Below are 15862 nucleotides of genomic sequence, written 5' to 3' on the forward strand. Positions count from 1 at the left end.
ATTTACTTATATTCCGGTCAAAAAAAAAGCTCGGAATGTTTTTTTGTTTACCTTTGTCATATAGCAAATCTAAGAATAATACACTATGGGAAAACAGTCGGTTTATATTCTATTATTTTTTCTTAATCTGTTGATACATAACGCTTATGCTTATAATTTGAAGCAAGTTGCAGATAAAGAGTATATGTCTAATAGCTCGATTACATCTCTGTGCCAGGATGAGCGTGGATTGATGTGGATCGGGACCTGCGACGGACTGAATATTTATGATGGACAGGAGATTGAGGAATTTAAGACTCGTGACAAAGAGGATTACTTATCTGGTAATCTGATTGACAATATTGTGTATACGGGCGAAGATATTTACTGGATTCAAACCTACTATGGGTTGAACCGTTTGAACCGGAAAACCAATACAATCACTCACTATAATGAATTTCAGAAACTCTTCTTTATGAATAAGGATAGTCATGGCAATCTGTTCATTATCCAGGATAGTAACTGCATCTATTATTATCATAAAAAAGAAGGAGTCTTCAAGAAAATCAATATCACGGGAATCCCGATTTCCGATATCGTAAACTTCTTTATCGACGGTAACAACCGGATGTGGGTAGTCATGAAAGGATACAACCGCTGTTATGACATACAGCAGGAAGCCGCATCGGGAGATATCACCCTGTTACCCCAGAAAACAAACCTGATTTATCAGACTTCCTTGATTTATTGTTTCAATGACGAGCAATCTCTTTATTATATAGATAAGGAATTTAATTTCTATGCTTTCCATATTCCGACCCAGAAGAATGAATTTATTGCCAATCTGGGTAAGGAAATACAGGAACGTGGCAAAATTTCGTCCATTGTTCATTATCATAACAGCTATTTTGTGGGCTTTTTGATGGATGGCATTCTCCTGTTGGAAAAACAGAAGGAGACGGATCATTATCAAATTCAGTCGTTACCTATCAACAGCGGTGTATTCTGTCTCAAGAAAGACCGTTTTCAGGATGTTGTCTGGATTGGTACTGACGGACAGGGCGTTTATCTTTATTCGAACCCGCTTTATTCTATCAAATCAATGGTGCTTAGCAATTACACCGAGAAAATAGAACGCCCCGTGCGTGCCATCTATCTTGATGATGAATGTACTTTCTGGGTGGGAACCAAAGGAAACGGAATTCTTAAAATCTATGATTACGAATTCGATAAAAACATCTCCGACTGTCGGGCAGAGGTGTTGACTACCTCTAATAGTGCTTTGAGTAGTAATGCCGTTTATTGTTTTGCCAAGAGCCACCGGAATTTGCTTTGGATAGGAGACGAAGAAGGATTAACTTATTATTCATATCGGGAAAAACGTATCAAGAGTATACCAATACGGATCGGTAACGAAGATTTCAAATACATCCATGACATTTACGAAACAGCAGATTCCGAACTGTGGCTGGCGAGTGTCGGCATGGGAGTGGTGAAAGCTCGTATTGCCGGAACACCGGACAATCCGGTGATTGTGGATGCGCAACGTTACATCATCAATGACGGCGAACTGGGATCGAACTATTTCTTTACTATTTATGCGGAGAATGAAGCCAACCTGTTGTTTGGCAATAAAGGATATGGGGTATTCCGCTATAACGAAACGACGAATGGCCTGGAACCGGTGTCTACTCACAAATACGAAAACATGACCCTGAATAATATTCTCGCTATCAGTAAAGACAGCAGCAATAACTATCTTTTCGGAACGAGCTACGGATTGATAAAGTACACATCGGAAACCTCTTATCAGCTCTTCAATGCCAAGAATGGTTTCCTGAATAATACCATTCATGCAATTCTTAGAAACTCGTCCGACGACTTCTGGTTGAGCACCAATCTTGGATTAATCAATTTCGATACGAAAAGGAATGTCTTTCGTTCATACGGTTTTGGAGATGGTTTAAAGGTGGTAGAGTTTAGTGACGGAGCCGCTTTTCGGGATTCCCAGACTGGTACTCTGTTCTTTGGCGGAATCAATGGAGTCGTAGCTATCCGGGCGGATGGCCGTCCGGAGCAGCTTTATATGCCTCCTGTTTATTTTGATAAGCTGTCTATCTTCGGTGAACAATACAATCTGGGCGAATTTCTCACCCGGAAAAAAGAAACTGAAGTCTTGAATTTGCAGTATGACCAGAATTTCTTTTCTGTTTCATTTGCCTCTGTGGATTATCTGAATGGTAATAACTGTACCTATTTCTATAAACTGAAAGGATTGAGTGACCAATGGGTAAACAATGGTTCGGAAAGCGGAGTCTCTTTTACGAATATGGCTCCCGGCGAATATACCTTACTGGTGAAATATTACAATAGTGTCTTTGATAAAGAGAGTGATGTCTATTCTCTGGTGATTCGTATAGGTGATCCGTGGTATGCTTCCTGGTGGGCTTATTTGATTTATGCCCTGTGTCTGCTTTTACTGGCAGCCTTGCTGATACGTTCCTTTATCCTGCGCTCCAAACGTAAAAAGCAGGAATTGCTGAACGAGATAGAGAAACGCCATCAAAAGAATGTCTTTGAGTCCAAACTTCGTTTCTTTACTAATATCGCACATGAATTTTGTACTCCGCTGACTTTGATTTATGGTCCTTGCGGACGAATCCTTTCATCGAAGGGACTTAGTAAATTTGTCGTGGACTACGTACAGATGATTCAGACGAATGCGGAGCGTCTCAACAACCTGATTCATGAGTTGATCGAATTTCGTCGGATTGAAACGGGAAACAGGGAAGTGCGGGTTGAATCATTGAATGTGTCTTCCATTGTGAAAGGAATAGCCAAAACGTTTGTTGAAATGGCTAAATCCAGAAACATCACTTTCTTGAGCAAGATACCCGAGCAGGTGATGTGGAACTCGGACAAAGGGTTTCTGAATACGATTATTATTAATCTGATTTCTAATGCCTTTAAATATACTCCCGACGGACAGAGTATCAAGATTGAAGTGGATACGAGCCGGGAAAATATGCTGGCTCTTCGTGTAGCAAATGAAGGAAGTACCATCAAGGAAAAGGATTTTCAGTATATTTTTAATCGGTATGCCATTTTGGATAATTTCGAGAATCAGGATGAAAAGAACTTTTCACGGAACGGACTGGGGCTAGCCATCTCTTATAATATGGCAAAGTTGCTGAATGGTACGTTGAAAGTGGAAAATACTCCTGACGGATGGGTGATGTTTACACTAACCTTGCCGGTCGTGAAACTGACTACCGGAGTGTCGGAAACCAAGCGGCTCACAGCGGAATACATCCCTAAGATAGATACTCAATCGATACTGAAACTTCCCCAGTATGAGTTTGATAAGATGCGTCCTACGCTTTTGGTTGTCGATGATGAAATCGAAATGCTATGGTTTATTGGAGAAATCTTCTCGGCTGACTTCAATGTGGTAACCTTGCAAGATCCTGAACGGCTGGATCAGGTGATGAATGAGGTTTATCCGAATGTGATTATCTGTGATGTCATGATGCCGGGAATGGGCGGCATTGAACTGACCAGGCGGATCAAATCGGTGAAAGAGACAGCGCATATTCCTATTATTGTGGTTTCCGGACGGCACGAGATGGAACAACAGATGGAAGCTCTTTCTGCCGGTGCGGAAATGTATATCACGAAACCGTTTAGTGCGGAGTACCTTCGTATTTCTGTCTGTCAGGTGATGGAACGGAAAGAGGTGTTGAAGAATTATTTCAGTTCGCCGATCAGTTCTTTTGAAAAGTCGGACGGGAAGTTGACGCATAAAGAGTCGAAGAAGTTCCTTCAGTCGGTTTTGAAGATTATCAATGATAATATAACGAACAAAGATTTGACTCCACGTTATATCGCCGATCGGCTGGCAATCAGTCCCCGGAGTCTTTATCGGAAGATGGAAGAGATAGGAGAGGATAGCCCGACCGATCTGATTAAGGAATGTCGTTTGCACATAGCGAAAGATTTATTGCTGACCACTAAAAAGACGATTGATGAAATTGTATTCGATTCGGGATTCTCGAACAAAGTTACTTTCTTTAAGGTGTTCCGTGAAAAGTATGAGTGCACGCCAAAAGAGTTTCGGATGAAACATTTGGAAGAGGTTCAGCAGTAGCCTGTGGCGGGAATTTTTAAAGAAAAAGAAGAAGTAAATATCCGTGTTAATATAGTAAATATCCGTGCCAAAAGGTAAAAAAGGATAGTTAATTTTCTTTTGGTAGAGTTTAGTGATTTTATCTTTGTCTCATCGAAGTTTTTAAGTAGATAAACTTGAAAAGTATTAATTTATTAATCTTTAATCTAATGAAAAGGAAACTTAGTTTTTTATTTCTTTCAGCATTGACCATTCCATTTTTTATGGTATCGTGCAGTGATGATAAAGAAGAACAGGAAGTGAAACCGGCAACAGATCTGGTTGTCGATAATAATTCGGTGACACTACTACAAGGAGACGAAATTACGGTGAGTATCACCTCCGGTAATGGCGATTATTATGTGAAGCCATTTGATGAAAACGTGGCGACGGCTACAATCAATGGTAATAAGGTGACTATTAAAGCTACCGAAAATAGCCAGTTGGAAGAAAATAACCGTACGGAAACCACTATATTAATAGTAGATGGACGTAAGAAAGTGGCTAGAGTGCTGGTTCGGGTAGCAAAACTCTGGAATTTGACGGTAGATGCACCGGAAGAAGGTTTTGACCTTTTTATCGGTGAAAAGAGACTGGTGAAGATTTTGACCGGTAACGGAGATTATCAGATTTCCATACCGGAAGGTGCTGATAAGTTTTTGGAAGTGGGTGAACTATCCGGACAGGTTATTCCGTTGACTGCCAAGTTCGAGACTGGAGCCGATCCGGTAAATGTTACGATAACAGATAAGAAAGGTAAGACAATCACTATTCCTGTGGTAGTGAACATCGTGGATTTGACACTGAAAAGTAATGAAGCCACTTTGCCGAACCGGATGCCGAATCTCAATATATCTCTATTGAGAGAGGTAATGGCGGATATCGTTTCACTTATCAGGTGGGAGACGGCGAGCCTACTACAGATGCAACGATTGTGGAAGCTACTGAAAAAGAGAACCTGATTACCTTGAAACCCAAAGCTAGAGGTGATGTGAAAGTGATTGTGACAGACCAGAAAGGTTCTGTGGAGGAGATTGCGGTGAAAGTGAATCCATATAACCTTAAACTGGAAAATGAAGCAACTTCTTTAATCATTGGTGGTTATGAGGCATCTACTGAAATAGCTATTACCAGAGGAAATGGTGATTATAAATTGGCACGACTCACGGATGATAATAAAACCTATTTGAAAACCGCTGAATTGATTACGGAAGACGGGGCTACCAAGTTAAAACTAACAGGAAAGAAGCTCGGGACTACCACACTGGAACTGTCTGATGCGGCAGGTCAGAAATTGACGTTACCAGTTTATGTGAATCCGGTATGTTATCGTATGGAATATGACGTATGCTTTAAAATTGATATTAAAAAGTATGCCGAATCACATTCAGAGGTAAAAAGTATGAATCAGCTTACTTTTGAGGTTGTGTTCTACCCGACTTATACTCGTTCTATGCAATCGTTTATAGGTTTGGAAAGTGTATTCCTGCTTCGTGCAGAAGCTAAGGATGTGAATCCGCGTTTTGAAATAGCCACTAAAATTAATGGTAAGAGTGATCCCCGTTTCCGTAGTCAGCAAACTATTTATTGCGATGATTCGGAAGGTGGACGTAAGACTCCGGGTAAATGGTATCATATAGCCATTGTATATGATGGAACGAAATCAAGTACTAAAGAGGCTTATAAAATGTATATAAACGGAGTGAGAGAAACGTTGACTCCTGCAGATAACTCTTATGAGGATTGTGCCCCTAATTCATCTCTCAATCTGACAGATGTAGGTGGAAATGATAAAGCGCTGTTGATTGGACGTTCCGGAGATTCATATCGGGTAGGATATTGCAAAGTTTATCAGGCACGGATGTGGAAGAGAGCGTTGGCCGAAAGTGAAATTAAAGCGAATATGTGCAAAATCCTTAATGCAGAAGAACACTCTGACTTGATGGGATATTGGGTATTCTCGAAAGGTGTCGGAGGTACTACAGTTTTTGAAAATTGGGGAAATGGCGGCAACGGATTGGATGCGCAAGTTTGTTTGCAGAATATAAGCGAAAATAAACCTGCCTGGGGAGCGGAACTTCCTGCAACTTATAATGGAGATAAGAGCCGCTTTGAACCAATTGAATGTCCTCATTCATACTAAAACTAGGAATATAATAATATGAGAAACAATATGATAACAAAAAAACTAATCAAATTTGCCCTGCTGTTTTTTCTTATCGGACTGACGGCTTGTGACAATAAACTGAATCCGGGATTTGATCCGGATGATTATGAACCGATTGTTCCGCCTGAACCTGTTAGAACCATGGATGCAATGGCTAGTGGCGAGCGGGTAGTACTTTCGGGTGCTTCGTTGACGGATATTGTTCTGAAATGGACGCCTACCGAGAAACACGGAAATACAGTATATCGTTATGAAGTATTGATTGATACGATCGGGGGAGACTTTACCAAACCGGTAGAAACGATCTTTTCTGACAATAACGGTTTGGAATCACAGTTGACTTTAACCCATTATCAGGCAAACACAATAGGTAAACTGGCTAAATTCCGTTGCAATACCAACGGCACACTGCGTTGGAAGGTGCGTGCTTATTGCGGATTGGATCAGGCTCTTAGTAGTCTGGAAGGTTATTTCGTAATTTTTATGATGGACGGCATTGATGATATGCCTTCTGAAAACGAGCCGGTTTATATCACTGGCGTGGGCACGGAAGATGATGGTGATGAAGCGGAAGCACAACAAATGCTCCGTCAGAATGAAGGAATCTATCAGACTTTCACTCAATTGAAAGCCGACCAGCCATTTATATTTATGTCTACTGTAGAAGGTCGCAAATGCTATTATTATGTAGACGACAACGGAGTGTTGCGTGAGCGTAATGATGGTGAAGACTATACAGTTACGGTTCCTCAATCAGGCATCTACCGGATTACCATCAATATGGGTGAACAAACGATCAGTTACGATGAAATAGGAGCTGTATATCTTTATAACCATTCGGGTGGGTATAGACAGGATTTCAACTATCTGGGATATGGCAAATGGGGTGTGAAGAATTATACTGCCCGGAAACAAACGGAAAGTTGGGCAGGAAGCGGTGAAACCCGTCATAGCTTTAAGATGGAAATCAACGGAACAACCTACCGTTGGGGACATAAGGAGAAAGATAAAGGGCAACCGAATCTGACTACCGACAACAGCTATTATAATTTATATCAACTGGCATTGGGCACAGATCCATGGGATTACAGTTTCCGTTTCTGCGACGAATTACTGCAATGGGGCGAAAAGCAGGGAAATGTCTATTATGCTACGGTGAAAACCGATGTAACCCTCTATTTCAATGCAGAGTTTGGAACGTACACCCACCGTTGGGTAGCTTCGGAAACGAATGAAGATTAAAACTGAATAATAATATGAAGAACTATATAGTATCATTATCAAAAAGAGCTTTGTTGTTAAGCGGTGCACTGGCAATATTTACAGCTTGTGACGACGGCGATCTGGGAGACATCTACAAAGGTAATTCATCCGGTGAATATGTGTCGGATGTGAACTGGACAGATGCAGCCGACAAAAGTACGGGAACTTATATCAAATATTTCTATGAGAATGCCAGCGGACGGGATACCTTTTGCGGAAGCATTTACTGGGAAAAACCGAATACACCGGAAACCGGAGAACCGGCAAGCACGGGCGGTAGCGGCGGATGGTCGCAGGGACATGCATTGGACATCGTGATCGATGCTTATATCCGTCACGCAAACAATCCCGAATATCAAGCTCATTTGTATGAAAACATCATGAAACCTTTCCTGCCGGCTTTTGATGACTGGAATGAACATTGCGGTTATGGTGGCAAAGACTTCTGGAATAACTTCTATGATGATATGGAATGGATGGCACTGTCTTGTCTGCGGGTTTATGAATTGACTGGCGATCAGGATTACTACAGTGCGTTGATGAAGATGTGGAACCATATCAAGGGAGCGAAGAATGACTATAAAGGGGTAGGAGGAATGGCATGGAAAACGGATGCGCCGGCTTCACGTATGTCTTGTTCCAATGGTCCCGGTTGCCTTCTGGCTATGAAATTGTATCAACTTACCGTTAAGGAGGCTAAAGACGGCTGGGAAGAGCAGGCTGCTTATTACCTGAACTTCGCCAAAGAGGTATACAACTGGATGACGGCTTATCTGTGTGATATTTCCACCGGACAGGTATATGATAATCTTAGTATTAAAGATGACGGAACACCGGGAGATCCTGATAAAGTAGCCTTGTCTTATAATCAGGGAACATTTATGGCGGCTGCCCTGGAGCTGTACAACGCTACAGGTGAGGATGAATATCTTCGTAATGCGGTTGCTTTCGGCTCTTACCAGGTAAATAAGAAAATGGACTCTAACTATCCGGTATTCAGTGGTGAAGGAAATTCGGGAGATAATCTTTTATTCCGTGGAATATTTGTCCGTTACTTCCTGGATATGGTGAAACAGCCGACTAACAGCCTTTATCCGGAAAAGACCAAGAATAAGTTTATCGCTGCATTGCGCAGCTGTTCTGATGTGCTTTGGACGTTGGCTCATCCCGAAGGCTATTATGTGTGGGAGTACGACTGGGCAAAAGCACCGACCTTCGGTAATCGTGACAACAGGGAAGATCGCCTGACAATCTCCTTGAATGCGGAAGTCCCGGGAGCAACAATGATTGAAATCCGTGCTCGTTATGAAGACTGGGTACAAGGTAAAGCAACGGAAAAGGCCAACTGGGTCGGACCGGATTTCGGTAAGAAAGCAGAGGAATAAGATTGATTTATTACACATAGAAAATCGAAAAGAAAGATGATACATATAAAAAGAAATATTTGTCTGGTGGCTGTTTCTTGCACTCTTCTTGCAGGTATACCTTTGCAGGGTGTGGCGCAAACGGGAAGAACGGCAAAGGTGCAGGCCACACAAAACCATAAAATAACAGTGTCGGGTACGGTATTGGACAAGACGACAAATGATCCGTTGATCGGTGTGTCTGTTGTCGTGAAAGGAGTAGCCAATGCAGGTACGATTACGGATATGGATGGTAAGTTTACGCTTAAACTGCCTTATGCGGAAGCTCCGTTGGTGTTTTCTTATCTGGGTTACCAGCCACAGGAGATTGTTCCCGGTGCAAAGAAAGAACTGACTGTCTTATTGCAGGAAGATACGAAAGCATTGCAGGAAGTGGTTGTAGTTGGTTATACCAAACAACGTAAAGAAACCATGATCGGTTCTGTGGCTACCATCACAACGAAAGATCTGACGCAGAGTCCTACTGCCAATATCAACAATGCGCTTGCCGGACGTCTGCCGGGGTTGATTGTAAACCAGTATGCGGGTGGTGAACCGGGTGTGGATCAAAGTGAATTGTTTATCCGTGGTAAGGCAACTTACGGTAACCAGAGTGCCATTGTCATTGTCGATGGAATCGAACGTGACATGAGTTACCTCGCACCGGATGAAATTGAAACATTCACTATCCTGAAAGATGCTTCCGCCACTGCCGCTTATGGTATCCGTGGTGCAAATGGTGTAATCGTTATTACTACCAAACGTGGTAAGGCAGCGGAAAAGGCAACCGTGAACCTGAAAGCCTCTATCGGTATTAACCAGCCGATCGGTTTCCCCGAATATTTAGGCTCTGCCGATTATGCAACTTTATATAATGAAGCCAGATTGAACGATGCCAAGATGACGGGCGCAGACATCAGCAGTTTGAACCTTTTCTCTCAACAGGCGATTGACAATTTCCGCCGTGCGAAAGGAGACAACTCCGATGGTTTGGGATATGACTGGGATTATTATGATTTTGCCTTCAAACCCGGTTTGCAGGAAGATGTCAGCCTCTCCATCCGTGGAGGTACGGACAAGGTACGTTATTATGTATTGGCCAATTACTTTTCACAAGGCGGTAACTACAAATATTCGAATGCCGGTGAATATGACTCGCAAACCAAGTTCACCCGTTACAACTTCCGTTCGAACATCGATATCAACATTAATCGTTATTTGAGTACCCGTTTGGATTTGGGGGCCCGTATTACCGACCGTAATGCACCGGGTACAACAGCCGGTCGCCTGATGACCATCTGTGCTACCCAGCCTCCATATCTGCCCATCCTGGTGGAAGAAAATGCGCATCCGCAGAATGAGGAATACATTCAGCAAAATCCTCGTGGAATGCTTTATGGTGACAATATCTACCGTTACAATCTTCTGGGTGAATTGAGCCGTACCGGTTATCTGAATGAAAAGAACACGTATCTGAATGGTAGTTTTGCCATGAATCTGGATATGGAATTTCTGACGAAAGGATTAAAAGCGGAAGTGATGTTCTCTTATGATGCTTCTGAAGGACGCTGGATTAATCGCAAACTGGATACTTACAAAGACGGTTATCGTGAATATCCGAAATATGCGACGTTTATGCCGATCGAAGGTTCGGATGCTTATATGGCAGGCGGACACTATACGGGTGCTTACAAAACGGGTAACAAATATGATATTGACCAGACTATTGGCAACGGATTCAGTCATAACGCTTCTGACGGACGTACTTATATACAGGCACGTTTGGATTACAACCGTTTGTTTAGCAACCGCCACGAAGTGACCGCCATGTTATTGGCAAACCGTGGTAACCGTACTGTTAACAATGAACTGGCTTATCATAGCCAGGGTATCACCGGACGCTTTGCTTATTATTATAATCAGAAGTATCTGATGGAATTTAACTTCGGTTACAATGGTTCCGAAAACTTCGCTCCGGGCAAACGTTACGGGTTCTTCCCAGCTGGTTCAATCGGTTGGGTAGTCTCTGAAGAGGAATTTATGAAAAAGGCTTCCTGGATTGACTTCCTGAAAGTAAGAGCCTCCTATGGTTTGGTAGGTAGTGACAATGTCAGCAGCCGTTTCCCATATCTGGCTTTCTACGGTGGTGGCAGTGGTTATGATTTCGGTAATAACTTTGGTACGAATGTAGGCGGTACTTCCGAAGGTAATCTGGCTAATGCGAATCTGACTTGGGAGAAAGCCCGTAAACTGAATGTCGGTATTGACTTTACTACCCTGAACCAACGTTTGGCATTGACGATAGATGCATTTTATGAATATCGTTTTGACATTATTACAGATATGAATAGTGACGGTATCATGGGATATCCGGATATTGTAGGTAAAGATGCAGCTTTACAGAATCTGGGTGAAGTAAGCAACCGCGGTGTGGATATCGAATTGAGCTGGAATGATAAGATTGGAAAGGATTTCCGTTACTATATTCGTCCGAACCTGACTTTCTCCCGCAACCGTTTGGAATATAAAGCGGAAGTTGCCCGCAAGAACTCCTGGCGTAAAGAAACCGGTAAACGTTTATACGAAAACTTCGTTTATGTGTTCGATCATTTTGTAGCCGATCAGGAAGAGGCTGACCGTTTGAACAAGATCGGTTATCAGCCGTGGGGACAATTAATTCCGGGAGATGTTGTTTATAAGGATTTGGATCGTAACGGAGTGATTGATGATGAAGACCGTACAGCAATGGGAAATCCGCGTAGTCCGGAACTGATGTTCGGTATTCCTTTCGGTTTCCAGTATAAGAACTTTGATTTTAGTGTATTATTGCAAGGTGCGACAAAATCATCTATTCTGTTGAATGGGGCTGCTGTATTTGACTTCCCGCAATTTGAACAAGATAAGATCGGACGTGTGAAGAAAATGCATCTGGACCGTTGGACACCGGAAACGGCTGCTACTGCCAAATATCCGGCATTGCATTATGGAACACATGATAACAACAAGAATGGAAACAGTAGTTTGTTTTTGTATGATGCTTCCTACCTGCGTCTTAAGAATGTGGAAATTGGTTACAATGTATCACCCAAATTATTACGTAAATTCCATGTGCAACAGGCACGTATCTATGTACAAGGTCTGAATCTGTTGACTTTTGATAAACTGGGTGATGTGGATATAGATCCGGAAACGAAATCCGGAGACGGAGCTTCCTGGTATCCTATTCAAAAGGTATTCAATTTTGGTATTGATATAACATTCTAAATAAGATAGAAATATGAAAAAGTTATATAGATTTTCAGCAATTGCTTTATTGGTCCTGCCGTTGGTCTTTACTTCATGTAGCGATTACCTGGATCGGGACGATGATGATAATATTACGGAAGCGGACGTTTTTGCCCGTTACGAAAAAGTGAACGGACTGGTTTCCGACGTATATGCGGCTGCAAAGAAAGCAGACCGTCCGCTGGTGTTCTTCGAGCACTTCAGCAACAGTGCCATTACGGACGAATGTGAAGGAACCAACGTAGAGGGAAACATTACGAATAACTTCAATAACGGTGCCTGGAACCCGAATTCTTTGCCCGGTAGTGTAGGGCAATATTGGGAAGCTCTTTATGAAGGAATCCGTAAAGCGAACCTGATTATAGAAAATGTACAGAAGTATAATACGCCCGACAACCCACAGCAGGATGGTGATCTTCGCAACCGTATCGGTGAGATGTATTTCATGCGTGGTTATTTCCACATGCTGTTATTGCGTATGTATGGCGAAGCTCCTTATATTGACCGTGTGATTAATGCCGGAGATAATATGGACTTCAAGAAAGAATCTGTTCATTCGATGGTTGAAAAGATTGTGACGGATGCGCAAACTGCTTATGGCATGGTTCCTAATAAATATGTGAAAACTTCCGAGAATTTTGGGCGTGTGGATAAGGGAGCCTGTCTGGGATTGATTTCTTTTGTTCGCTGGGTAGCGGCTACTCCGTTGTGGAACGGTGCTTCTCAATATGGATACAACTTGCGTCGTGTGTTTGAAAATGAGTATGCTTATGATGCTACTCGTTGGAGAAAAGCCAAAGAAGCGGCTAAAGCCGTTCTGGATTTCGAAGTCGGCGGAACCAAGCGTTATTCTCTCTATACGAAACATGATGCAAATGATTTCAAGGATCCGGCTGACGGTAATCTGAATGACAGCCGTGTATATGCTCGTTTGTGGGATATGTTTTATGATATGGATGCCTTTGCCAATGAGTATGTGTTCTTTATGACGAAGAGCAAGGATCAGGCATGGCAGGGTGATATTTATCCGCCCAGCCGTGAGGGAAGTTCGCGCCAGCAACCGGTACAGGAACAAGTGGATGAATACGAATATATCGTAGGTGATTATGGCTATCCGGTATATTCGGCAGAAGCCCGCAAAGGTGGCTATGATGATACTAATCCGTATGTGAAAGGTACTCGTGACCCGCGTTTCTATCGTGATGTAATTTATCACGGAGCTCCTTACCGTAATAATAAGAACGAGTCGAAAACGATCAATACGGCGAGTGGTTCCGATAAGATTGGTGCTACCAATGCAACTACTACCGGTTATTATTTACGTAAATTCCAACAGGAGTCATGGAACAAATCCGGTAACTTCAGTATCAATGCGCCAGCCATCTGGCGTCTTCCGGAGTTTATTTATATTTATGCAGAGGCTTGTAATGAATTGGGCGAGGATATCGATGAAGCTTATAAATTGGTGAATACGGTTCGTGAACGTTCTTTTATGAAACCGATGCCGCCGGAAGTAAAGACTAATCAACAGTTGATGCGTGAATACATTCAGCGCGAACGTCGCGTGGAACTCTTTTATGAGGGAAAACGTCCGTGGACTTGCCGCTTGTATCTGGAACCCACCAGTAAGGAAGAGCTAGCAAAGGAAAGCCTTTGGAAATCCAGCGGAAGCGATAACTCAAAACGTACGCAGAAATACTGGGCTGCCAATAACGGCGCATTGCCCCGTTGTCAGCGAATGATTAACGGAATGCGTCCGGTGCAGGATGAGAATGGGGCTATTACGGTTGACGGAGTGAAATATAGAATGGAACGTTTCTGCGTGGAAGAACGTACGTTCTCTATTCAGCATTATCTGTTCCCGATTCGCCAGAGTGAGTTGCAGAAGACACCGACCATTGAACAAAATCCCGGATGGTAAACCGGTAGGAATGTATAACTTTAAAAAGAAAATCAGATGAAACGAATCTATACATATATGTGTCTGTTGCTCTTGTCGGTATTATCGTTTGCCGTTACAGGTTGTGATGACGATGATGACGACGATGTGGCTAAAGACTTGATAGAGTTGATTGTGAATAAACCGGTAATACGTATCGGGCAGAATGAGGAAGCCAAAGTGAATGTAGTGGTTGGAAACGGAAACTATACCGTGAGAAGTTTCAACACTGCCATTGCAACGGCTACCGTTTCCGGCGAATTAATAACTGTAAAAAGTGGCTCACAGAATGGGGCCACTACCGTTGAAGTAATGGATGGAGAAGGAGTAGTTGCCAATATCTCTGTGAATGTAGGTGTATTTGAATTGGAAGTGAATGAACCGGAGGTGGTCTTGGAAGTTGCCGGTGAAAAGCAACTGATTGTCAGCATGGGAAACTTTTCCAGTAATGATGAATTGTCTTATGAGGTGGAGGATGAAACGGTTGTCAGCATGGTTAATACAGATCAATTCCGTCCTTTCTATACTTTGACAGGTTTGAAGAACGGACATACAACAGTGACTTTTACGGACCATAAAGGAAAACAGGCAGTGGTTCAGGTGACGGTAAAACCGATTTCTATTGATGTCTCCAATCTGACACCGAGAGTGGGAGTCAACAATAAGATCATGATTACGGTAGAAAAAGGGAACGGAGGTTATAGTCTGACAGCAGAGAATGAAGAGATTGTAGCTATTCAGCAGGTGGATGACACTCGTTTCAATTTAATAGGTAAAAAAGCGGGTATCACTACCGTGTTTGTCAGAGACGAAGCGGAACAGGAATTAAGTCTGACCGTTACGGTGGTACAGGCAGATAAAGTAGCGAACCTGGGCAGCGGTAATTACTTTAAAGTACCGTTTGAATATAATGGTACGGCAGATGAATCGCTAAAGATTTTGAGTACGATCACATTTGAGGCTCGTTTCAATATTGAGTCGTTGAATGGCAATGACAATGGAAATGCCCGGATTAATACGGTGATGGGTATAGAGAAGAAATTCTTGCTGCGTGTCGACGTGCATAAGGGAGGAAGCAATGATGAAGAACGTTTCCTTCAGCTTGCTGCAGATGATAAAGGTAGTATTCGCTATGAGGGCTCTACTAAGATAGAAACCAATAAGTGGTATGATGTGGCTGTGGTATTGGATAATAGTAAGAGCGGAAGCGAACGGATTGCATTGTATGTAAATGGTGTCAGAGAAACGCTTCAATTATCAAACGGTACGCCGGATGATTTGAAAGAGATCAATCTTACTTCTGATTTCTACATCGGTCAGTCTGATGGTAAACGCCGGTTGAACGGAGCTATCAGTTATGCCCGTATTTGGACAAAAGCTTTGTCGGATCAACAGATCTCCGAGCAGAGCGGCAAGTTGTTGAGTGAGGATAAGGATGGAATGGTAGCTAATTGGTTATTCAATAATGGAAATGGTAATACCAAGACATTTGTGTCCTTGGCAGGAAAGAGCTTCGAAGCAGAGGCGGCAAATATTGTTTCAAGTTGGAAAACAGATCCGATATTGGAAACAAGTACTCCTACAGAATGATTGTAAGAAGATAGGATAATAAAAAAAGCCATCCCCGGAATAGACGAAAGTAGGGATGGCTTTTTTTGTAG

6 protein-coding genes and 1 pseudogene are annotated in these 15862 nt (G+C 42.5%); all 7 read left to right on the plus strand.

Annotated features, from left to right (window positions below; genetic code table 11):
• Positions 1 to 85 precede the first annotated feature (85 nt).
• Positions 86 to 4126: a hybrid sensor histidine kinase/response regulator transcription factor gene (locus INE92_RS23250; protein WP_195436593.1), complete on the plus strand. Its 4041-nt coding sequence runs from the start codon at positions 86 to 88 to the stop codon at positions 4124 to 4126.
• A 188-nt stretch (positions 4127 to 4314) separates the two neighbouring features.
• Positions 4315 to 6287 (plus strand): annotated as a pseudogene (locus tag INE92_RS27210) (LamG-like jellyroll fold domain-containing protein).
• A gap of 18 nt (positions 6288 to 6305) precedes the next feature.
• Positions 6306 to 7553 carry a SusE domain-containing protein gene (locus INE92_RS23260; RefSeq protein WP_004299915.1) on the plus strand — a complete coding sequence of 416 codons (1248 nt, stop codon included), beginning with the start codon at positions 6306 to 6308 and terminating at the stop codon, positions 7551 to 7553.
• A gap of 14 nt (positions 7554 to 7567) precedes the next feature.
• Positions 7568 to 8959, plus strand: coding sequence for a glycoside hydrolase family 76 protein (locus INE92_RS23265; protein ID WP_004299916.1), 1392 nt, complete (start codon positions 7568 to 7570; stop codon positions 8957 to 8959).
• Positions 8960 to 8995: 36 nt separating this feature from the next.
• Positions 8996 to 12241 (plus strand): SusC/RagA family TonB-linked outer membrane protein, encoded by a 3246-nt coding sequence (locus INE92_RS23270; protein WP_008649705.1) that lies wholly within the window; start codon positions 8996 to 8998, stop codon positions 12239 to 12241.
• 13 nt (positions 12242 to 12254) lie between these two features.
• Positions 12255 to 14183 carry a RagB/SusD family nutrient uptake outer membrane protein gene (locus tag INE92_RS23275; protein ID WP_004299918.1) on the plus strand — a complete coding sequence of 643 codons (1929 nt, stop codon included), beginning with the start codon at positions 12255 to 12257 and terminating at the stop codon, positions 14181 to 14183.
• Between the two features lie 36 nt (positions 14184 to 14219).
• The gene (locus tag INE92_RS23280) at positions 14220 to 15791 is read left to right on the plus strand and encodes a LamG domain-containing protein (RefSeq protein ID WP_015533077.1); all 1572 of its coding nucleotides are present in this window, start codon (positions 14220 to 14222) and stop codon (positions 15789 to 15791) included.
• Positions 15792 to 15862 lie beyond the last annotated feature (71 nt).

Origin of the sequence: Bacteroides xylanisolvens (assembly GCF_018289135.1) — a bacterium.
In the GTDB taxonomy this organism is placed as follows: domain Bacteria; phylum Bacteroidota; class Bacteroidia; order Bacteroidales; family Bacteroidaceae; genus Bacteroides; species Bacteroides xylanisolvens.